The 19,586-nt window shown below is 54.0% G+C and carries 17 protein-coding genes; 10 read left to right on the top strand and 7 right to left on the bottom strand.

Annotation, left to right across the window (positions count from 1 at the left end):
* Nucleotides 1-25 precede the first annotated feature (25 nt).
* The 5 genes from dxr to rdgB are packed head-to-tail and all read left to right on the top strand — an operon-like array spanning nt 26 to nt 4,871.
* Complete coding sequence (dxr, locus tag ACZ51B_RS03265) at nt 26-1,141, top strand: 1-deoxy-D-xylulose-5-phosphate reductoisomerase (RefSeq protein WP_464295800.1); 1,116 nt, start codon at nt 26-28, stop codon at nt 1,139-1,141.
* 9 nt (nt 1,142-1,150) lie between these two features.
* Complete coding sequence (locus tag ACZ51B_RS03260) at nt 1,151-2,440, top strand: M50 family metallopeptidase (RefSeq protein WP_464295799.1); 1,290 nt, start codon at nt 1,151-1,153, stop codon at nt 2,438-2,440.
* Nucleotides 2,441-2,483: 43 nt separating this feature from the next.
* The gene (locus tag ACZ51B_RS03255) at nt 2,484-3,491 is read left to right on the top strand and encodes a Gfo/Idh/MocA family protein (RefSeq protein ID WP_464297164.1); all 1,008 of its coding nucleotides are present in this window, start codon (nt 2,484-2,486) and stop codon (nt 3,489-3,491) included.
* A gap of 50 nt (nt 3,492-3,541) precedes the next feature.
* On the top strand, nt 3,542-4,252 hold the full coding sequence (gene rph / locus ACZ51B_RS03250) for a ribonuclease PH (RefSeq protein WP_464295798.1): 711 nt from the start codon (nt 3,542-3,544) through the stop codon (nt 4,250-4,252).
* A 7-nt stretch (nt 4,253-4,259) separates the two neighbouring features.
* Complete coding sequence (gene rdgB, locus ACZ51B_RS03245; RefSeq protein ID WP_464295797.1) at nt 4,260-4,871, top strand: RdgB/HAM1 family non-canonical purine NTP pyrophosphatase; 612 nt, start codon at nt 4,260-4,262, stop codon at nt 4,869-4,871.
* Here the strand turns inward: rdgB and ACZ51B_RS03240 are convergent.
* Nucleotides 4,861-5,775, bottom strand: a complete 915-nt coding sequence (locus tag ACZ51B_RS03240; RefSeq protein WP_464295796.1) for a proline dehydrogenase family protein — start codon at nt 5,773-5,775, stop codon at nt 4,861-4,863. The two genes, rdgB and ACZ51B_RS03240, sit on opposite strands and share 11 nt — an antisense overlap.
* Before the next feature lie 232 nt (nt 5,776-6,007).
* On the opposite strand from ACZ51B_RS03240, the gene ACZ51B_RS03235 reads away from it, so the two are divergent.
* On the top strand, nt 6,008-6,895 hold the full coding sequence (locus ACZ51B_RS03235; protein WP_464295795.1) for a glycosyltransferase family 2 protein: 888 nt from the start codon (nt 6,008-6,010) through the stop codon (nt 6,893-6,895).
* On the opposite strand, the gene dusB is transcribed toward ACZ51B_RS03235, so the two are convergent.
* Complete coding sequence (gene dusB, locus ACZ51B_RS03230) at nt 6,892-7,962, bottom strand: tRNA dihydrouridine synthase DusB (protein ID WP_464295794.1); 1,071 nt, start codon at nt 7,960-7,962, stop codon at nt 6,892-6,894. The genes ACZ51B_RS03235 and dusB overlap by 4 nt on opposite strands.
* Before the next feature lie 122 nt (nt 7,963-8,084).
* Between dusB and ACZ51B_RS03225 the strand changes: the two genes are divergently transcribed.
* On the top strand, nt 8,085-8,978 hold the full coding sequence (locus tag ACZ51B_RS03225; RefSeq protein ID WP_464295793.1) for a PEP-CTERM sorting domain-containing protein: 894 nt from the start codon (nt 8,085-8,087) through the stop codon (nt 8,976-8,978).
* Between the two features lie 93 nt (nt 8,979-9,071).
* Nucleotides 9,072-10,226 (top strand): Gfo/Idh/MocA family protein, encoded by a 1,155-nt coding sequence (locus tag ACZ51B_RS03220; RefSeq protein ID WP_464295792.1) that lies wholly within the window; start codon nt 9,072-9,074, stop codon nt 10,224-10,226.
* Nucleotides 10,227-10,271: 45 nt separating this feature from the next.
* Here ACZ51B_RS03220 and ACZ51B_RS03215 read toward each other — a convergent pair whose 3' ends face one another.
* On the bottom strand, nt 10,272-10,442 hold the full coding sequence (locus tag ACZ51B_RS03215) for a hypothetical protein (RefSeq protein WP_464295791.1): 171 nt from the start codon (nt 10,440-10,442) through the stop codon (nt 10,272-10,274).
* A gap of 216 nt (nt 10,443-10,658) precedes the next feature.
* Here ACZ51B_RS03215 and ACZ51B_RS03210 point away from each other — a divergent pair, with 216 nt between their 5' ends.
* Nucleotides 10,659-14,186: a hypothetical protein gene (locus tag ACZ51B_RS03210; protein WP_464295790.1), complete on the top strand. Its 3,528-nt coding sequence runs from the start codon at nt 10,659-10,661 to the stop codon at nt 14,184-14,186.
* 46 nt (nt 14,187-14,232) lie between these two features.
* Complete coding sequence (locus ACZ51B_RS03205; RefSeq protein WP_464295789.1) at nt 14,233-14,976, top strand: hypothetical protein; 744 nt, start codon at nt 14,233-14,235, stop codon at nt 14,974-14,976.
* Here the strand turns inward: ACZ51B_RS03205 and ACZ51B_RS03200 are convergent.
* The 4 genes from ACZ51B_RS03200 to ACZ51B_RS03185 form a co-directional block, all read right to left on the bottom strand.
* Nucleotides 14,970-15,830, bottom strand: coding sequence for a hypothetical protein (locus tag ACZ51B_RS03200; protein WP_464295788.1), 861 nt, complete (start codon nt 15,828-15,830; stop codon nt 14,970-14,972). The two genes, ACZ51B_RS03205 and ACZ51B_RS03200, sit on opposite strands and share 7 nt — an antisense overlap.
* Nucleotides 15,827-16,822, bottom strand: a complete 996-nt coding sequence (locus tag ACZ51B_RS03195) for an LCP family protein (protein ID WP_464295787.1) — start codon at nt 16,820-16,822, stop codon at nt 15,827-15,829. The genes ACZ51B_RS03200 and ACZ51B_RS03195 overlap by 4 nt, the downstream gene beginning before the upstream one ends.
* A 72-nt stretch (nt 16,823-16,894) precedes the next feature.
* Complete coding sequence (locus ACZ51B_RS03190; RefSeq protein ID WP_464295786.1) at nt 16,895-18,190, bottom strand: GAF domain-containing sensor histidine kinase; 1,296 nt, start codon at nt 18,188-18,190, stop codon at nt 16,895-16,897.
* Between the two features lie 65 nt (nt 18,191-18,255).
* Complete coding sequence (locus ACZ51B_RS03185) at nt 18,256-19,569, bottom strand: replication-associated recombination protein A (protein ID WP_464295785.1); 1,314 nt, start codon at nt 19,567-19,569, stop codon at nt 18,256-18,258.
* Nucleotides 19,570-19,586: the final 17 nt, after the last annotated feature.

Raw genomic sequence — 19,586 nt, 5'->3', positions numbered from 1 at the left:
CCGATCCGAGATACAATCGCCTCTAATGAAACGCGTCGTGGTTCTCGGCTCCACAGGCAGCATCGGGACCCAAACGTTAGACGTTATTGATCGCCATTCCGACGAATTGCAACTCATCGGTCTGGCAGCAGGACGAAACGCTTCACTTCTTCAAGAGCAGGCCTCCCAAAGGGGCGTCAAGCATCTCGCGCTATTCGAAGGAGACCCAAACGGTCCCGTTCCAACTGGAATGGACGCCCTTGTGAATCTGGCTACTCTCCCAGAAGCCGACCTAGTCGTAGTAGCGGTAGCCGGTGTAATAGGCCTCCTCCCGACTATGAAGGCGATCGAGGCAGGCAAAGCCATCGCCCTCGCCAGCAAGGAAGTCTTGGTCGCCGCAGGTGAGATCGTGATGCCAGCCATCCGCGCAGCCGGACTCTCGCTCACCCCTATCGACAGTGAACACAGCGCGATCTTCCAGTGCATCCAAGGCTACCGACCGGACCAGATCGACTCCCTCATCCTCACCGCCAGTGGCGGCCCTTTCCGAGGAAAAACGATCACGGATCTCCAAAACATCACGGTGGAGCAGGCGCTGAACCACCCAACTTGGAGAATGGGCGGCAAGATCACCATCGACTCTGCCACGCTGATGAACAAGGGCTTGGAAACCATCGAGGCCCGTTGGCTGTTCGATGTCCCCATAGACAAAGTGGAAGCCGTAATCCACCCACAAAGCGTGATTCACTCCATGGTGCGACTGACAGATGGCAGCGTCCTCGGCCAAATGGGCCACCCCGATATGCGGCTGCCCATCACCTACGCGCTCCTCTATCCGGAGCGACCGCCAAGTGGACTCAAGCCATGGAATCCCATCGAAAGCCCCAATCTCACATTTGAGTGTGTGGACGACGCAACTTTTCCGAGTATTAAACTAGCAAGGGAAGCAGTTAGGCTCGGCGGAACCATGCCATGTGCATTGAATGCAGCCAACGAAGAAGCGGCAAACGCCTTCCTGAGAAGTGAAATCGGCTTCTTGCAGATTGCAGAAATAGTTGAAGGAACAATGAGCTGGCACAAGGTCGTCGAACCTACGTTAGACTCTATTCTTGAGACCGACGCACAAAGTCGCGATTTTGCGCGTAACTTAATTCGAAGATAAGAACCTCTTATGATTCTCCACCTCATTCTGACGACCCTCACGTTCCTATTGATGATCTCGCTCTTGGTAGCAGCGCACGAACTGGGGCACTACCTCTTCGCTCGACTTTTTGGAATGGGAGTAGAGGAGTTTGCAATCGGCATGGGTGGCAAGCCGTGGATCTGGAAGCGCCGTACCTACACCATCCCCATCAAAGAGGGTGACGATCCCTACAAGGTTTCGTCAAACGGCGGAAACGGACTGGAAGGCGCATCTCTCATCTCAGATGCGGCCTACGAGCCTGACATCGTAGACACCCCAGAAGGCAAGGCGATTCGCGAGACAACCAGCTTTTCGATCCGACCCTTCCCAGTCGGTGGCTTCGTGCGAATCAAAGGCATGGTCCCCGAAGAAGATGGTAGCGAAGTCAAAATCGTCGGAGGCTTCTATAACAAGGCTCCCTGGAAACGACTCGTTGTCCTATTCGCAGGCCCAGCTTTCAGCGTCATCACTGGCATCCTCATCCTGACCGCAATCTACTGCAGCAATGGTATCTACAAGGCGAACAACGTCGTCAAAGACGTCTCAGCCAATAGCGCAGCCGATGGCCTGCTGCTTCCGAAGGATCGCATCATCCGCGTAAACGATCATGTCATCGCCAGCCATTACGACCTGATCTCCAACGTGCGAGACATGGCCGGCAAGAAGCTGACGCTTGGAGTGATTCGGGAAGGCAAAGAGATCGAAGTAAAGATTGTCCCAACGCTTTCCGAGAACGAAGAGCCGGTATTTGACAAAGAAATGATGCCGACAGGTGAGCAAAGACGGCAAGGCCGACTCGGCATCTTGCCAGATAGCGACAGGCTTCCAGTCAGCTTTGTCGGAGCCCTCTCCGAGGCATCTCTTACACCGGTGCGGGTTGTACAAGGTCTTGCCAGTATGGTGAGCCGACCAAAACGTCTCAAGGAAAACGTAGGCGGGCCAATCAGCATGGTGACGCAAACGTCTCAAGCCGTCAATCGAGGTCCGGTAGATGTGATCGCCCTCTGCTCCCTCCTCAGCATTTCTGTGGGCATCTTCAATCTTCTGCCCATCTATCCACTTGATGGCGGCCAGATGGTCGTGGCATTTGCAGAGATGTTCCGAGGCGGTAGGCGCCTCAGCTTCAAAATGCAAAATGCGGTGGGCGTACTCGGCCTTGCCACCATTCTGCTCATGGTCTTGAGCGTTTCCGCACTCGACATTGGCAAGCTACGCGAGAACAAGCCCGAGCCGAAATTCAAGTCTGCGATCAAACCAGACGCATCGAAGCCAAAATAATTGACTTCCAGCCCGCGATCAACCATCGCGGGCGTGCCAAACTATCCCCATGCGACGAGTAGGCATCGTTGGCGCCGGTGGCATGGGCAACGTTCATGCTCGACACTACCGCTCTATGGCGGACGTCGAGCTTTATTTTTATGATCGAAACGCCGAGCGCACTTCGGCATTTGTGGACCGGTGGGATGCAAAACCCTGCTCGGACTTAGACGATCTTCTCAAGCAAGTCGATGTCATCGACGTCTGCTTACCAACCCCCTCCCACCTTGAAACAGGTCTGAAGGCAATCGCCGCAGGAAAGGCTCTCTTCGTCGAAAAGCCTTTGGCTCTCTCATTCGCCGAAGCCAAGCAGCTTGTCGAGGCCGCACAAAAGAGCAACGTACCATTCATGTCCGGCCATGTTGTCCGGTTCTTCGCCGAGTACGCACTCGGACACAAGATGGTTCGAGACGGAGCCGTGGGCAAACCAGCAGCAGCAAGAGCGAGACGAGGCGGTATGGCCCCAACGGGTCTCGATTCATGGTTCCTCGATCACAGCAAGAGCGGGGGAGTTCTGCTAGACCTGGCGATCCATGAATTCGATTGGCTCCGCTGGACGCTCGGAGAGGTCACGCAGGTCTACAGCCGAAGCGTGGCCATCGAAAAAGGCAACGGCCCAGACTACGCCTTGACAACGCTTACGTTTGAGAATGGTTGTATCGCCCAAGTCGAATCCACCTGGATGGACCCAAGCGGTTTCCGAACGACATTTGAAGTGGCAGGCAGCGATGGCCTAATTCAACACGACAGCCGCCAGAACGTGGCCCTCCGCACAAGCAGCGTGAACAGCCAACCGGAGGTCGTGAAAGGCGCCCAATTGCCTCAGTCCGACAACAACCTAACATCCACAGATGACCCTTATTACAAGGAGCTTCGAGGCTTCATCGATGCCCTCAACGCGGGAACAGAAGTTCCTGTAACCGGATACGAAGGCCTCTGCGCTCTCGCGATCTCAGAAGCAGCTATCGAGAGCGCGAAGACTGGCAAAGTTACTGTTCCACAGCGACTTTAATCAATCCCGGATCCGAGCGAGAAAACCGCTCGGACCGGTACCCTATGGGAATGCGTCCCGACGGTCGTCAGCTTGACCAACTTCGCCCATTCACTCTCGAGAGAAACGTCTCCAAGTTCGCAGAGGGCTCGTGCCTTCTCAAACTCGGTGAGACTCACATGCACGTCACGGCAACCGTCGAAGATCGCGTACCCCCGTTCATGAAGGGCAAGGGAAGTGGTTGGCTCACGGCAGAGTACAGTATGCTGCCACGCTCGGGTCGACAGCGAAACCAGCGAGACCTGATGAAGCCCAACGGCCGATCCATGGAGATCCAGCGCCTCATCGGTCGAGCACTCCGCACAGCAATCGATCTGGAAGCGCTAGGCGAGAGAACCATCACCATCGACTGCGACGCGATCCAGGCCGACGGAGGCACGCGATGCGCCGCCATCACGGCGGGCTACGTCGCTGCATACGACGCCATCCGTTGGATGATGGATCAGCGAATGCTCAAGAAGAACCCAATGCGCGAACCCATCGCAGCAGTGAGTGTCGGTATCTACCGAAACCTAGAGATCCTAGACCTCAACTACGACGAGGACAGCCAAGCCGGGACCGACATGAACTTGGTCATGACCCAATCAGGCAAGTTCATCGAGATTCAAGGTACAGCCGAGAAAGACCCGTTTGCGGTCGACGTGCTAGCAAAGCTCCTCAAACTGGGTCAGAAAGGAATCAACGAACTCATCGCAGCTCAAACGGAAGCACTCGGCATCTAAGCGCTCTATGGCCTACACCAAACTTGTCATAGCAACCCACAACCGAAAGAAAGCGGGTGAGATGATCACGATCATCTCACAGCGCTTTCCAAACCTCGAGTTACTCACCCTCGCCGATTTCGAAGGTGCCCCTGAGCCGGACGAAACAGGCACAACCTACGCGGAAAACTCAGCTATCAAATCAGAGTCCGCAGCGCGCTTCACGGGACTCTTGTGTCTTGCCGACGACGCTGGCTTAGAAATCGATGCAATGGATGGAGCACCTGGACTCTACAGCAAGCGGTTTGCCGGAGAAGAAACGCCATTCCCAGAGAAAATGGCCAAGATTCTGGACATCCTTAAAGAGGTTCCTACAGAGAAGCGTACAGCCCGTTTCCGCTGCTGCGTGGCGCTCAGCGCCCCAGACAGAGAGACCACAGTCTTCGAAAAAACCTGTGAGGGTGTCATCTCCCAAGAGCCAAGCGGAGGGGGCGGCTTCGGCTACGATCCCATCTTCTTCCTTCCGGAAAAAAACTGCACCATGGCCGATCTCACGGCTGAGGAAAAACACCAAATAAGCCACCGAGGCAAGGTTCTCAAAGTCCTCGGCGACTACTTAGATTCGATTCTTAACCCTTAAAGAACGACTTCGCAATAAACAAGGCGTTGGCTGGTCGCTCAGCTAATCGCCTTGTAAAGTAGGGATACCAGCTATCACCATACGGTACATAGACGCGTACATTGTATCCTTCAGCACGCAGGCTATCCTGAAGGTCCCTTCGGATGCCGTAGAGCATTTGATACTCAAATCGCGACTTATCAATATTCTTTTCGGCAGCGAACTTGTTCAACTCCTTGATAACCGCTTCATCGTGAGTAGCAATCGCAGGATAGAAACCAGCTTCCAGCAACCGCTTGCCCTGCTGGACAAACGCCTCGTCCACTTTCGACTTCTCGGGGAAGGCTACGGAAGACGGTTCAAGGTACGCACCTTTCACCAATCGAACCCGAGCTTGAAGGTCAATCATCAGCTCAACGTCTTCAGCCGTTCGGTAAAGGTAGCTCTGAAGGACGGTTCCCGTGTTCTTGTAGTCTTGGCGCACCCGCGACACGATTTCAACAGTTCGCTGCGTGTATTCGGACGCTTCCATGTCGATTCGCACAAAATTGTTCGACTTGGCAGCGGTTTCGACAACATGGCGGTAATTCTTCTCGGCAAAGTCCGTGCCCTGATCCAAACCACACTGCGTCAACTTGATCGAGATGTTGAGAGGCTCAGCATTGTATCCCGCCTGAAAGTCAAAAACGGGTGGTTCTGCACTAACAGCAGCAGCATACTTCTGCACCTGCGGCACTTGAGAGATCCTCTCAAGCATCTGAACATAGGTCGCAATCGCAGCCATCGCCTCAGCTTCAGAGGCAGTATTCTCGCCTAGGTAGTCGAGAGTAACGCTTAAGTTCTTGTCCAAGAGTGTCTGGCTACCTACCAGCGATTCTTCCAGGGTGTCGCCTGCGATAAAGCGGCTGACCAAAGGGCGGAACATTCTTGACTTCCGTACAAGCCTTTCAACGGGCTTCAATGTTGCTGTTTTAAGGATGAACGCTCGTCCTATCATCGTAGTAGCCTTACGTCTGCTAGTGTACTCGTTTGAACCTCCTGAACACCCTCCTTGGACCACTGTTGCAGATATATTGCTTCTTGCAGATATCGTGAACTCGGCAATTGTTCTGATTTTCATGAACGAAACTTAATAAACTGTTCACAATAGAAGTTCGATGCGTGTGACTGTTTGCTTGGCCGTGTACAACGGCGGTGCTACTTTGCGAGAAGCATTGCAGACAGTTTTTGACCAGACCTACCGAGATTTCGACGTCCTTGTGGTGGATGACGGAAGTACAGACGACAGTCTGAAAATCGCGAAAGAGTTTGACTGCCGAGTCATTAGCGTCAAGAATGCGGGCCTAGGTGCCGCACGTAGACTCATGGTAGAGGAAGCCACAGGCGAGCTGATCGCTTTCATCGACCACGACGATTTCTGGCTCCCCGAGAAGCTGGAGAAGCAAGTAGAGCACATCGATCGAACAGGCGCAGCCATGGTTCACACCGACGGTTGGTACGTCTACGAAGACGGTCACGTCGTCGAGCGAAACCTGCAAATCCCAGACGATGCCTGCCCATTCGATCACATCCTTCCAGGCAACATCGTCATCGCGAGCTCAGCCCTGTTCCGGCGCAAAGATATGCTCGAAGCAGGCAACTTTGTCGACAAGACGGTCCGATGCTCCGACTGGTACGGATGGTTTGTGTTGGCACCGGGCAGAACCTTTAGCCACCTCCCAGAGAAGCTCGTTCGCTACAGTGTGCTCAGCACCAGCCTTGCCAACGCCGGATTTCGATTTCACGAGGCCCAACATTTCCTGCTTACCCGCATGATTTTGCCGCGCCGAGAAGAACTCTTTGCCGGACTCACCGACGAGCAAAAGCTGAAGTACAAGCAGCTGATCATCCGCGATGTAGGAATAGCCCTCAGCGGTATGGCCAAATATAAATCACTGCAAGGTAAGCCCAAAGAAGCGCGAAAGCTGCACTGGCAGGCCATTCGCTCAGCACCAGACGTCCTTCGGGTCTGGACACGCGCTGCCAGATCGCTCTTTAATAACTAAGCCGTCGCACCGACCGACTGCTGCGCCTGGTAAGCGTAAAGCACTGCCTCAAACTCTTCAATCGTAGAGCATCGAGTGAGCTTGTCCCGAATCAATGAGGCCCCAAACTCCCCCTTGATGTACAAGGGAATCTGCCCTCTCAAAGCCCTGCAAGCCCGTAATTGGGCGTCGGCATGATTGGGTGACTCAAGCGCTTCTTCATAGGAATCACACTCAGCCTCACACATCACCATCAGCTTCAAGTGCTCAACCGCAGTCTGAATCCGTTCATCCAGAGTCGGGCGAGGACCTGCCTCTTGCCCCTTGAGTGCCAGGCAGATATCGCGCAATACCCACGGATTCGAAATAGCCGCTCGACCAACCATCACGCCATCGCAACCCGTCTCGCGGAGCATACGCAAAGCATCTTCAGGAGTCTTCACGTCGCCATTACCAATCAACGGGACTTTGACGACCTTCCGAATCTCCTCAATCAATTTCCAGTCCGCAGTCCCCTCAAAACCCTGCTTCGCAAAGCGGGCATGAAGCGTGATCATCTTCGCTCCAGCATCCTCAAACCTAGAAGCCAAATCGGGAGCCGCAAAGAGGGAATAGTCCCACCCAGCTCTGACCTTCACGGTGACGGGGACCTTAACTGCCTTAACAACCGACTCCACAATCTTGGCCGCCAACACAGGGTCTTTAAGAAGAGCCGCCCCAGAGCCTGTCTTGCAGACCTTAGGAACCCAACAACCCATGTTGATGTCCACAATGTCCGCCCCCATCTCCTCGGATATACGGGCTGTCTCGGCCATCGTCTCCGGCTCACCGCCAAAAATCTGAATGCCAAGCGGTCGTTCCAGTGGGTGAATCCGCATCTTGCGCAAGGTCTTCACGGCGCCATAGTGAATCGCCATAGCACTCACAAACTCGGTAAACATCAGACCGGGATTGGCAATGCGCTTGGCAATCAGACGCATCGGCAAGTTGGTTACGTCTTCCATGGGCGCCAGGAGCAGCGGATTCTGTACCTGCACCGGCCCAACGCTGAAGCCAGGCCATACTTTTTGGTCTGGGAGAGGAGTCACTTATCTATTGTGAACGTTTGTGTGATGGCGATGTTAGGAAATGGATTAGATCCTAACAAGAGAGCTAGCCATATTGCGGTGACATGCTCTAGAATGGGGAAGTCAACTCTAGTGTGAATACCATGAGATTTGTAACTGCTTTTTCTTTCTTGGCGCTCGCGGCTTCCGGGCAATGTGTCGTTGCGAACCTCACCACGGCAGCAATGCCTGTCGATACGACCTGGAAATGGGTCGGCCGCCTTGGTAATGATTTGTCGAACACCGCCAGCGCGGTCGCTATCGGCCCCCACACATTGCTCTCTGCCAAGCACGTAAACGGCACCCACTTTTACCTTGACGGCGTTACGTATAACGTAACCGCATCGAATGCTGCACCGAATGTGACCAACCCATACACACATGCTGCATCAAGCGTCGATTTGAGAATCCTCACCGTTGCCGAGACTTTGCCCGGCTTCTACCAAGTGGGTCCAGGACTCGCTCAGGGAGATACGGTTACGATGGCAGGGTTCGGTAACTACGGCGAGGTAAACGCTGCGGGAACTGGCTACAACGTACATGGCCCAGCCCAGGAAGCCAATCGTCAGCGACACGCGGGCAACAACACCGCAGACGAATATGGATTCATCCAAGGCATGGGCTGGACTTACATCTCCTACCTTAAGAAAGCCGGAGACGCAGTCCTCGGTGGCCAGGATTCGGGTGGCGGCTATTTCCACAACGGAAAACTGGTGGGTATCAACTCATTCATCTTCAATCTCAGTTCCGATCAAGGTTCATCGCACTCCTACATGGACTACGGCTTTGCCGCAACCAACACCTCTGGCTTCAGTTATCCGAACGGAGACTCCTTAGGAGCAGGCGAAGCATATTTTGGAAGTGCAGCGATTTCCCTCACCGATCCAGGGATTCAGGCTTGGATCAGCCGGTACACCCCTGTGCCAGAACCAGCTTCCATGCTCGCAGTCTTCTCCGGCTTGGCTCTCATGGCTTCTCGAAGAAGAAATCGTCGCTAAATACGATTTCATTCGATTGACTTAGACGAAGAGGCCCGGTAACATCGGGCCTCTTCTGCGTTAAGCTGAGGCTCTTACTAGGTAGTGAACGGAATGTCAAAAAAGAAGATCAACGTCGGTCTCATCGGTTATCAATTCATGGGCAAGGCCCATAGCAACGCGTACCGCCAAGTAGGGCATTTTTTCGACCTCCCTGTGGAAGTCTGTATGCACACGATTTGCGGTCGTAACGAACAAGCAGTGACCGCAGCTGCCAAATCGTTCGGATGGGCCAACGTCGAAACGGACTGGCGCAAAGTTGTCGCCAACCCAGAGATTGATGTCATCGACGTCTCCACCCCAGGAAATACCCACGCGGAAATCGCCATCGCAGCGGCCAAAGCAGGCAAAGCGGTGTTCTGCGAAAAGCCCATCGGAAACACGCTTGAAGAAGCCGACGCCATGCTCAAAGCCGTGCAAGAAGCAGGCGTGGCCCACGCAGTCTTCCACAACTATCGAAAGGTCCCTGCAGTCGCCCTAGCAAAGCAGATGATCCAAGAAGGCAAGCTCGGCACGATCTATCACATGCGGGCCACCTACCTGCAAGACTGGATCGCCGACCCCAATTTCCCCCTCGTTTGGCGACTCCAAAAAGAGATCGCCGGCTCCGGCACTCACGGAGATATCAACGCCCACATCATCGACCTGGGACGATACTTGGTAGGAGAGTTTGACGAAGTCTGCGGACTCCTACACACCTTCATCAAGCAACGCCCACTCGCAGGTGAAATCGATGATCGCCTCGGCGCAAAAGCAAGCGACAAAATGGGAGATGTCACGGTGGACGACGCAGCAATGTTCCTGGCGCGATTCAAAAACGGAGCTCTTGGAACCTTCGAGGCCTCGCGCTTCGCCATTGGACGCAAGAACTACAACCGCTTCGAAATCAACGGCTCAAAGGGCTCAGTGGTGTTCAACTTAGAGCGCATGAACGAGTTGGAGTACTACAACAACGAGGATGCAGCCGGGGAGCATGGTTTCCGCCTGATCCAGACAACCGACAGCGTTCATCCATACGCAGGGCATTTCTGGCCGGTCGCACACATCATCGGTTACGAGCACACGTTTATCAACCTGGTGGCCGATGCATTCACCAACATGGCAGCAGGGACTCGAATTGAGCCAGATTTCGTAGATGGGTTTGAGAACCAAAGGGTTCTGGATGCCGTGGAACGAAGCCACGAGAGCCGAACTTGGGTGAAGCTCTAAGGGTTCATTGATCAGTCAGTTAGATGCACGACGACACTGTCGCATCTAGCTGGCTTTCAGTTCAGTGTCGCCCTCTTCAATTGCCTGAGCAATCTTCTTCAGCAACACCGCGCTGGTCGCGTTGTCCTCTTCCAAACTCCGTAAACACCTTGAAAAAAGCTCCTGAACCTCTTCTCGGGTCAGCACAAGCTGTATCGTTTCATGTCGCCTATCCATAGCTAAAAAAAGAGTCGGTAATTTACGTAACTTTGCCTACGGCTGTGCGTCAGAAACCAGTAATAGAACGGTGATTGGTTAACAATTGCAGTTTTTTGGTCTTTAGCCCTAGAAAAGGCTCCAGGGAGAGCCGTTTTTGGACTAAGATTAGCTTGAGGATTTTACGTTCACTGTGCCATGGGAAGGCTAGGACAAAGACTTATAGGAGCTTGGGTAGTGGTTGCGGCGCCAATTTCGGCGAACGCACAAGCACCTGTACCTTCTACAGCCCCAGCCGTAACGGTGGTAGCTACTCCAAAGCAAGAGCTTGGTGGCATCCCAACCCTTGATGTAATCTCCCTCAGAGCAGACGGCCCAGGCGCTCCTCTCCGGTTCGGAAACGTCATTCCAGGCTCAGAACGAATCCAGCTGAACGGACGACTTCTCATCCCGACAGATGACTACGCCATGGACTACTCCACGGGTGTGGTCTATCTCAAGGTCGCTCAGCGCCGTGGGGACTCGCTCACCGTCTCCTACCGATACGACTCGAAAGCAACGTCCACGGCCTCAAACAATATGGCCGGGATTGCAGGGTTCCAATACTCACTATTGCCCGGTGCCTTCAACTTCCTTACGGGATTGGGCGTTGCCGAGCGTGCCGCAGATGGCTCCGTACTCACCAGCAACGTCGTCGGCTGGAACAACGCATTCAAGTTCGGGGAGTCCTCGAACCTCAAAGGTCTCTACATCTACGCCGACCGTAAGAAGTCCGAAAACAAAGCCGGACTCCAAATGGATCGAGATGCCAAGTACGGCGATGCCCTCACCGATACCGGCACCAGCCAGTTTCTAGTGCAGAACTTCCAGTCAGCCATTGCAGGCGGAAGTCTCCAACTGGACTATCAGGACGTTAGCAAGAACTTCTCTAACTTCGGCGCCGTTCGACAGGCTGGCTACGCCGAAGGAGATGTTACGCGCCTCACCGCAGAACGAGGACTGACCCGCAAAGCACTCGGCCTTAAAGACCTAAAGTTCGGAGGCATGTCCTTCTCGAACGGCTACAAGACGGTGGGCGACAACACGGGCGGAGTCACGTGGCGAACTCTAGCCATGCAGTCCGGTGGCCTCAAACTGTCGTCAAGCAGCCAAAAGGTCGACAACAATTTCCAACGCTTCAAAGACCTTTCTGAAGCAGACCGAGAACAACTCGCAAGAGAGCGGGGCATGAGTCGTGAGAACTTCGCCGGGGAGTTCGCCCAGAAGACTTCGAAACTAACATTTAGCACCAATGAAGTCTCAGATGACGTTGCTCACACCAAGATTGAGCGACGAGAAATCGGGCTGGATGCAGGCCTCTTCAAGTTCGCAACAGGTACTCAAGAGATCTCCAACAACTTCGGGCGAATCTCAAGCCTAACCGGTGCTGAACAGGCAAACTGGGGCAGAGAAGTAGGCGTCAAGAGGAAGTGGCTCAGCTTCGACTCCAAGTTCCTCGGCAAGACCACCGACTTTTCCTTCAAGTCCTCCGAACTAAACGCCCTCACCGGTAAGTTCAGTAGCCAAAACATAGGCTACGTAGGAAAGACCTGGAGTCTTCAGCACGTCGAAGTCGGATCAACGTCGAACTTTGGTTCGATGCGTGCCATGCAAGATGCCGAAGCCGATGCCCATGTCAAAGACATCGCGGCCATGTACGGCCCCAACGTTGCCATCAAGCCAGAGGAGCGAAACGCATTCCTCAGCAATGCAGGCTTAAGGCGAGACTTCACGGGTCTCACTCTCAATCCATTCAAGGACTTCGAGGCACGCTTCTCCACCCTGAAGCTTCAAGGCGTTTCGGGTTCTGGTCAAGTTGATACGCTGGACATCAAGAACAAGAAGTACGAGCTGAGTATTCGTCGCCAAGATCTAAGCAAGCAATTTACAGACGCATCAAGATTGATGGAGTTCGAGCGAAACCGAGTGGGAACGCTCGCTGGACTGTCGCGCTCAGACTTTTCTCTAACCGCAGATCTAGGCAAGTCCCAAAAGCTAGTTGCCAGCCAGATGTCGGCCAACACTGCCGAGGGAATGGCGACTCGTACGAACCTGGGTATCAATACCAAGAACCTCCAACTTGAAGTCAACTCACGCAAGGTTGGGTCGAACTTTGCAAACGTCGGACAGATGACCGACTCCGAAAGCCAACTCCTGAACAACATGATCGGGTTCAGCGAGAAGGACGTAAAAGCTGACTGGGCCGTCTCCTCCAATCTCCGCGTCAAACTATTCTCTCAAGATGCCATGAGTAAGGCTCTGGGACAAGCTCGACGCGACCAACACACCGAGATCGACTGGAGTCCAGACAAGAAGACTCAGTTCTCTTTCTACAAGTCAGATACCAAGAACACCGACCCACTCGGAACGCTCTTTGCGAACGCCACCGAAAGAATGTCGCTCACCCGCGACTTCGGTAAGTTCGGCAAGATGCAGTACATCGATGAGGTTGTCAGCTTCGACGGCAGAACCGTTACCGACCCTGACCACCACAAGCGATACCTCGCATTTGAGACAAAGCTCACCGACAAGACGAGCCTCAAGACAGAGCAGACACGCACAGACTTTGGAAACGGTCAGAAGGAAGAGATCAACTCCAACACCGTCAGCACCGAGATCAGCAAGCGAGCCGGTGTGTCCCTCACCGATACCAAGATCGACCGAACCGGAAACACGTCGGACGAAGCACACCGAAACGTAGGCTTCTGGGTAGACCTCGGCAACGGACTGAAGCTCAGCTACGGTTACGCCCGCCAGCTCGTGGGTGAGACCAACGGCACAATGACCAGCACGTTGGCGCTCGGACAAAACGCCCAGTCGCTCTCCGCCGCCGACAAGATCAACACAGCCCAAGCCGGAAACCTAGGCGGTTTCATGGTCGGTGGTGGTTACGGTGTCAACCGCTGGGATCAGCAGTCCGGCTCAGACATGCGAACTCAGTCGTTTAGCAACGTGTCTGTAACCACTGCAAAGCCCTTCAAACTTGGACTCCTCACCGATATCAAAGTGAACTTCGGTTTGGACACAGCAGCCGATTACAGCAAGTGGCTTCGAGAAAACCGAGCCATGGGCATCTCCGGCAAGCTCGGAGTAAACACATTCGCATTCGCCTACAAGAGCCAGATCGCTCCCAATGGTGATCGCGGTATCGATCGGGCATTCAATCTGCAAACCGACGCCAGCGAACAAAAGACTCTCCGCGCTGCCATCGCCTACAAGGTCCGAACACTCCCTTCAGACCAGCAGGTGATGATTCGCGACTTCAACATCACGGCAAAGCCAGTGAAGAATGTTGAAGTAACCAACCTACTTCAAACAAACCCTGAAGCAGTCAAGGGTGACGCTTTCCTCGGCTCAATCTATCAAGCATCACGCTCCAACGAGTGGAAGATCGACTTCAAGAACAACCCGGACATGACGTTCGGCGGAAGCTGGAAGGAACTGATCAACGAACAGGCAAACAGCAAGTCCACAACGGGCGGCGTGAACCTCAAGCTATTCCAAAAGTCGGGCAGCCCGCTCACCCTGTTCTACGGTATCGAGCAGAGCGAAGGCAACGTCAAGCGACGGCTGGTACACCGCTACCACCTCCAATTCGATCAGAAGCCTGGCCCCAACCAGATGTTCACTCTGTTCGTGGGCAACGTTAGCTATGAGCACAGCATCGCTGACAATCAATTGCGAAACAACCTAACGGTTCGTTTCGACTATCAATTGCGCTTCTAAAACCTGGTTATAACTTCACAGACTGCGTCCCAACAATTGTTGTAGGATGCGACCAGATATCCTCCAAGCCATTGCCCTCTGCACTCATACGAACGCTTTCTTGAAGTCCAACGAGGAGCGTCCAACCGAGATGCTGGGCCACCATCCCACGTTCAACCAGCTCTACGAGATACTTTTTGAACGCGAGTGCCTACGAAGAATAGAAGCTGTGGCAATCTCTACCGCCGCCTGGATGCGTCGTTTGCGCTCCGAAGATGTCGTCAGCATTAAGATGGTCATGGCGCACTGTCCACTCGACATGAAAACGGAGGCAGAGCATGCATGGGGAATCCTGACAGATGGGAACCACGGACTGGAGATATGGCGCCCAGAATGGAAGTTCCGTACCGGAGCCTATCACGAAGACAAGAAGTATCGTGCCACCATATTTGCGGAGCGCTACACGCGCTGGCTCCCTAATGGAATCCAAGACCTCGAGGGTTCCAAAGCCGCAATGCGCGTCACAACAGAGGAACTGGCAGCAGCTCTCGCAGCGGAACACAAGACGCCAGCCCTTCTGGCTATTCAAAAGACGCTGGACTCACTCGACAAGAAACCAGGAGCCGACCTAAAGCTCCACGAAATCTACCCCGAGACCTGGCCGTCAGATCAGGCTGAAATAGGAAGCATCGCAGCACGCCTGGCAAGCACCCTTTCAGAGATCCACGACGTTTCCGAAACCACCAAGTGTCTCACCGCCCAAGCATGGTCCGCAGCACTCGCCACCATCGAAGCAACGGTCAACTACTGATTCGCTTTCTTGTATCCCACAGGAATTCGCCACGCAAGGTTTGGTGAATGGTCCTTAGGATCAATCAACATCGCGTCTGTAGGTGACAAGATGCGCCTTTCACCCGAGGCAGAAAGCGCGTTGATCACCCCAAAGTGACGCCCCCCGTTTGCAGCCATAAAGTTGCCAGACTTAGAACCGGGAAATGCCAGACGAGTCACCGACTTCGTCTTCTTATCAGGCGCGTCATTACTGTTGTCCCAACCAATCGCGTATCCGTCGGGCAAGTTCTGTGCCCCTGCCATGGTGCTGGTGAAGGGAAGCGGATCGTATGTCTCGCGGGCACCTCGGTTGGAGGTCTCGGCAACAATGATCGCCTGGTCTGGAAACTCAATCAGCGAAGTAAGATACCCGCCGTAGGGAAGATACATCCCATAGGAAGTCGCAAGAGACGCCTTCAGCGTCTTAGGGTCCTCGCCCAGCATCACTTCATCACCCTTGGCCGATGGACACTGGAACGTCGCACGAGTGTTCATGTACCCAGCGATGTCCGCAGCCCACGTGTAAGCCTTACCGGTCTCACCCAAGCTAGGCACATTGCTGATCTCCGACTCAGTTCGCGCGAGCGGAGGATACCGAGAGTCGTGCTCCAGGGTGTACATGTTCAGCGCTTGAATAATCGCCTTCATGTTGGACGCACACCGTGAACGCTCACTATTCCCCTTCATGTAGAAGTACAACGGCGACATCAAGAAGAGAAAGCCCACGAGCCCAATGCCCACAATCTTCACGTCTCGTTTGGTCACATACTGACCACGTCCAGCAACATCGCCTTCTGGGGCGGTCGGATCAAATCCTTCGGTGTCTACGCTCATGGGTTTGAAGTCGCTGGGTGGTGTGTTCCGTCCAGCAGGTTGTACTGTTTCAAAACTATAGGGAGTTTCTCTTTGTCGAGTTTTAAGAAAGTGGAACCGGGGCGCTCAATCACAGGAATCATCCCCATTTGGATATTCGCCGAAGGAACCTTCGTGCCGAAGTCGATCAAAGAGGCAATCTCATCATCCGTCAAAGCGTTGTTCAGCACCTCGCGGCTCTGCTGGGCGATCTCCAAGATCTTAAACTTGCTCTTCCACACAGAATCCTTAAAGGCCGTGAGGAACTGCTTCTGGCGCTCCTGGCGGGCAAAGTCTCCCTCACCATCATGCCGAAACCGCACAAACCCCATCGCCTGGTAGCCATTCATATGCTGCGGACCCGGATTAAGGTGAATGTGAAGCTCACCAGCATTGTCGTCGTAGTCCATCTTCTTCTTCACATTCGCATCGATCCCGCCGGTCATATCAACCAGCTTCTGGAACGCATCGAAGTCAAGAACAATCACGCGCTCAATGTCCACACCCGGCAACAGATACTCAATCGCCCTCTCAGCCAACTCATCCTCGTGACCCGGCTTAGCGATCGCATGGTACGCGTTGATCTTATGCTTAGAAAAGCCCGGCAACTTGCATTCCGTATCGCGGGGAAGAGAGACACCGGTGATTCGGTTATTGGCAAAGTCCAGCTTCGCAATAAGAATCATGTCGCTTCGCGAATACTTCTTCTTCACATTGCTGCCATGAAGGAGGGTGCCCTTAAAGAACCGGTCCTCGTCACACCCTAACACAAGCAACGTCAAGCTCTGCTTGCCACCAAAAACCTCTTGAGGAGGTTTGGGAGTAAAGATCTTGTCGTGCAGCAACTTTCCAAGAAGCGCATCTTGCCGAATGTAACCAACTGCGGTCCCGCCGAGAAGGGCGAGGGTAAGCACGAGTCCGTATCCTATGGTTCCTGCCACACGCGCAGGCGTTGATGTTGTCTTCTTGGGCATAAGAGGGGGGTGGTTAAAGATTATGACAGACGAGATTAATAACCTCGCTTAAAGGGACATGGTTCCCGCTGCCTAAGAAGGTACGTGGGGAAGTGTCACACGGAACGTAGCGCCATGACCCAATCGGCTGCTGATCGAGAGCTTGCCGCCATGAGTGGCAGTAAGTTCCAATACAATTTTCATGCCCCAGCCAGACCCACTGGCTTTATCCCACTGCGAACGCGCATTTCCAGAAAGAATGCGCTCAATCGTTTCCTGGGTCATACCTGGCCCAGTATCGCGAACCTCAATGATGTGGTTCTCGCCATCAAAGCAGTAACAAACCACAACCTCACCAAAATAGGTCGGCTCCTCGTCTTCTTCGTCCGGTGCCTGGTTGTCCTCAGAGATGGTCTCCTTAACAGCCTTGATCGCGTTCCCAACTAGGTTCTGCACAATGCGGAAGATGTACAGCTCGTCGTGCATCGTCGCCGGTGCGTCCTGCTCAATGCTGTACTTAAGCTCAACATGGCTAGCACGAGCCTCAATCTCCAAGTACATCGCACTGCCAAGAATCGTCGCAGCCATCGGAGAAAGCTGCATATTGGGCCGCAACTCCCGGCCACCAGAGATGTCCGAGATCAACCGCGAATAGCCTACAATCCGGTCCACCGACTCCTTAAGGTCATCCGACATCGGATCCAAAATATCGATGTAGTGCTGAACCGTGCCATCCACAGGCTTGTCTTCCACAGCATGCTTCAGCCCATTTACAGCCAGTTCACAGTAGCTAATCGTCGCGTACAGGCTCGCGGCAAGATTCCCAATGTCATGGCTCACCTTGCCCATACCCAGCAAGGTCGAAGCACGCGTGCTCTCCTCCGTGAGTCGGTAGTTCGAGTAAGCCATCGTCGCAACGGAAGCAATCGTATCCAAAACCGCGCAGTCCGTCTCGTTAAAAATGCCCTCGTTCTTGTTGATGAGTTGCACAACCCCAATCGGGTCTTCATCGTGCATCATCAACGGCGCAGCCACAATGCTCCTCAACCCCACACCAGTGGCCTTCTCAAAAGAGCTCCATTCCGCCTGAGGCTTCTCAGCAAATTCACGACAAACAATCGCCCGCTTCTGAAAAGCCTCGCCAGCCAGCCCAAAATTGTCGGGAATATCTTTGCTAGGAAGCTTGTCTGCAATCTCACTTGGCAGCACGTGCTGAAACTTCAGTCGGGACCCAACGGAGTCGTGAAGATAGATAGTTCCGCCAGCCGCACCCACTGCCTGAACACAAATCAGAAGCACGTCCTTCATCAGAAGGTCGAAGTTCCCGCTACTTGCAAGCCTATGAGTAGCGTGCTGGACTGCTCTGATCAACCGTGCGTTCGTGTCCATTGAGTCTATGTTACTGGGTCTAAAGACCTATTATCTAGGAAATACCAAAGGTCTTTGAATTGACGCTACCGAGACGCGTCACGGTTCAATTGTCGAATCTGTTCGATCCGGGCAATGAGATTTGCCTCGAAGCCACGATTGGTCGGATGATAGTATGCCCGATCTGCTAGGGCATCCGGCAGGTTTTGTTGCCCAACCAACCCACCTTCGTAGTCATGAGCGTACTGATAACCCGAGCCATAATCCAACTCTTTCATCAGTTTGGTCGGCGCATTGCGCAGGTGCAACGGCACCGGATCGTTCCTAGTTGCCTGAACATCTCTCTGAGCAGCCTTAAACGCCACATAAACCGCATTACTCTTGGGAGAAGCCGCCAAGTAGGCAACCGCCTCGGCCAACGCAAGCCCGCCCTCCGGCATCCCAATAAAATGAACCGCCTGCTGAGCAGCAACACAAAGTGGCAAAGCACGCGGATCGGCAAGTCCAATATCCTCAGTGGCCATCCGCACAATCCGGCGTGCCAGATACATAGGGTCCTCACCACCCTCCAACATCCGCGCCAGCCAATAGAGAGAAGCATCCACATCCGATCCTCTCACAGATTTGTGAAGAGCCGAGATCAGATCGTAATGCTGCTCCCCCGATTTGTCGTACTGAACAGTTCGACGCTGAATCGCAGACTCAACGAGTTCCAACGTGATCAACTTCGTATCCGTGGATGCAGCAACCTGAGCAGACATCTCCAACATATTCAGAGCCGACCGCGCATCGCCATTGGACAAGTTCACAATCGCCGACAGTGCGGCAGGCTCCAAACTCAACCCCTGCGCCCCCAGTCCTCGAACGGCGTCGTTTAATGCCTCTTCTAGAACCTGCTGGATATTCTCATCGGTCAGCGCCTTCAACACATAGACCTGAGACCGAGAAAGCAGTGCCGCATTCACCTCAAACGATGGGTTTTCAGTCGTCGCACCAATCAGGGTAAGAGTCCCATCCTCTACAAAAGGAAGGATCGCGTCCTGCTGAGCTTTGCTGAACCGGTGGATCTCATCAATAAACAGAATCGTCCGGTTTGGCCGAACCTCCTCCGCCCCCGCAAACAACGAATCAGCCCCTAACGCACTCCCAACCCGTCGCTTCTTCGCTTCGTCCGCAATCTTCCGAAGGTCAGACACCCCAGCCGAAACCGCACTGACCCGATGAAATGCAGCCTGAGTAGTCGTCGCCACAAGCTCGGCCAGAGTCGTCTTCCCAACCCCCGGCGGGCCCCATAGAATCACCGAACCGAGTCGATCGTTCTCAGCAAGCACGCGAAACGCAGCCCCACTCCCAACAAGGTGCTCCTGACCCACAAACTGCTCAAAACGAGAGGGTCTCATGCGCGCCGCTAGCGGCT

It is taken from the genome of Fimbriimonas sp. LA-C6 (genome assembly GCF_055398105.1).
The sequence above is the reverse complement of the archived record's forward strand: the minus strand, read 5'-3'. Positions and strand labels throughout refer to the sequence as shown.

Excerpts from the sequence above, each read along its gene's own strand:
- ACZ51B_RS03235 (WP_464295795.1), top strand. The coding sequence starts at position 6,008 with ATGCGTGTGACTGTTTGCTTGGCCGTGTACAACGGCGGTGCTACTTTG.
- dxr (WP_464295800.1), top strand. The coding sequence starts at position 26 with ATGAAACGCGTCGTGGTTCTCGGCTCCACAGGCAGCATCGGGACCCAA.
- ACZ51B_RS03205 (WP_464295789.1), top strand. The coding sequence starts at position 14,233 with ATGCGACCAGATATCCTCCAAGCCATTGCCCTCTGCACTCATACGAAC.
- ACZ51B_RS03195 (WP_464295787.1), bottom strand. The coding sequence starts at position 16,822 with ATGCCCAAGAAGACAACATCAACGCCTGCGCGTGTGGCAGGAACCATA.
- ACZ51B_RS03260 (WP_464295799.1), top strand. The coding sequence starts at position 1,151 with ATGATTCTCCACCTCATTCTGACGACCCTCACGTTCCTATTGATGATC.
- ACZ51B_RS03215 (WP_464295791.1), bottom strand. The coding sequence starts at position 10,442 with ATGGATAGGCGACATGAAACGATACAGCTTGTGCTGACCCGAGAAGAG.
- ACZ51B_RS03240 (WP_464295796.1), bottom strand. The coding sequence starts at position 5,775 with ATGTTCCGCCCTTTGGTCAGCCGCTTTATCGCAGGCGACACCCTGGAA.
- rdgB (WP_464295797.1), top strand. The coding sequence starts at position 4,260 with ATGGCCTACACCAAACTTGTCATAGCAACCCACAACCGAAAGAAAGCG.
- ACZ51B_RS03220 (WP_464295792.1), top strand. The coding sequence starts at position 9,072 with ATGTCAAAAAAGAAGATCAACGTCGGTCTCATCGGTTATCAATTCATG.
- ACZ51B_RS03200 (WP_464295788.1), bottom strand. The coding sequence starts at position 15,830 with ATGAGCGTAGACACCGAAGGATTTGATCCGACCGCCCCAGAAGGCGAT.
- ACZ51B_RS03185 (WP_464295785.1), bottom strand. The coding sequence starts at position 19,569 with ATGAGACCCTCTCGTTTTGAGCAGTTTGTGGGTCAGGAGCACCTTGTT.
- ACZ51B_RS03190 (WP_464295786.1), bottom strand. The coding sequence starts at position 18,190 with ATGGACACGAACGCACGGTTGATCAGAGCAGTCCAGCACGCTACTCAT.
- rph (WP_464295798.1), top strand. The coding sequence starts at position 3,542 with ATGCGTCCCGACGGTCGTCAGCTTGACCAACTTCGCCCATTCACTCTC.
- ACZ51B_RS03225 (WP_464295793.1), top strand. The coding sequence starts at position 8,085 with ATGAGATTTGTAACTGCTTTTTCTTTCTTGGCGCTCGCGGCTTCCGGG.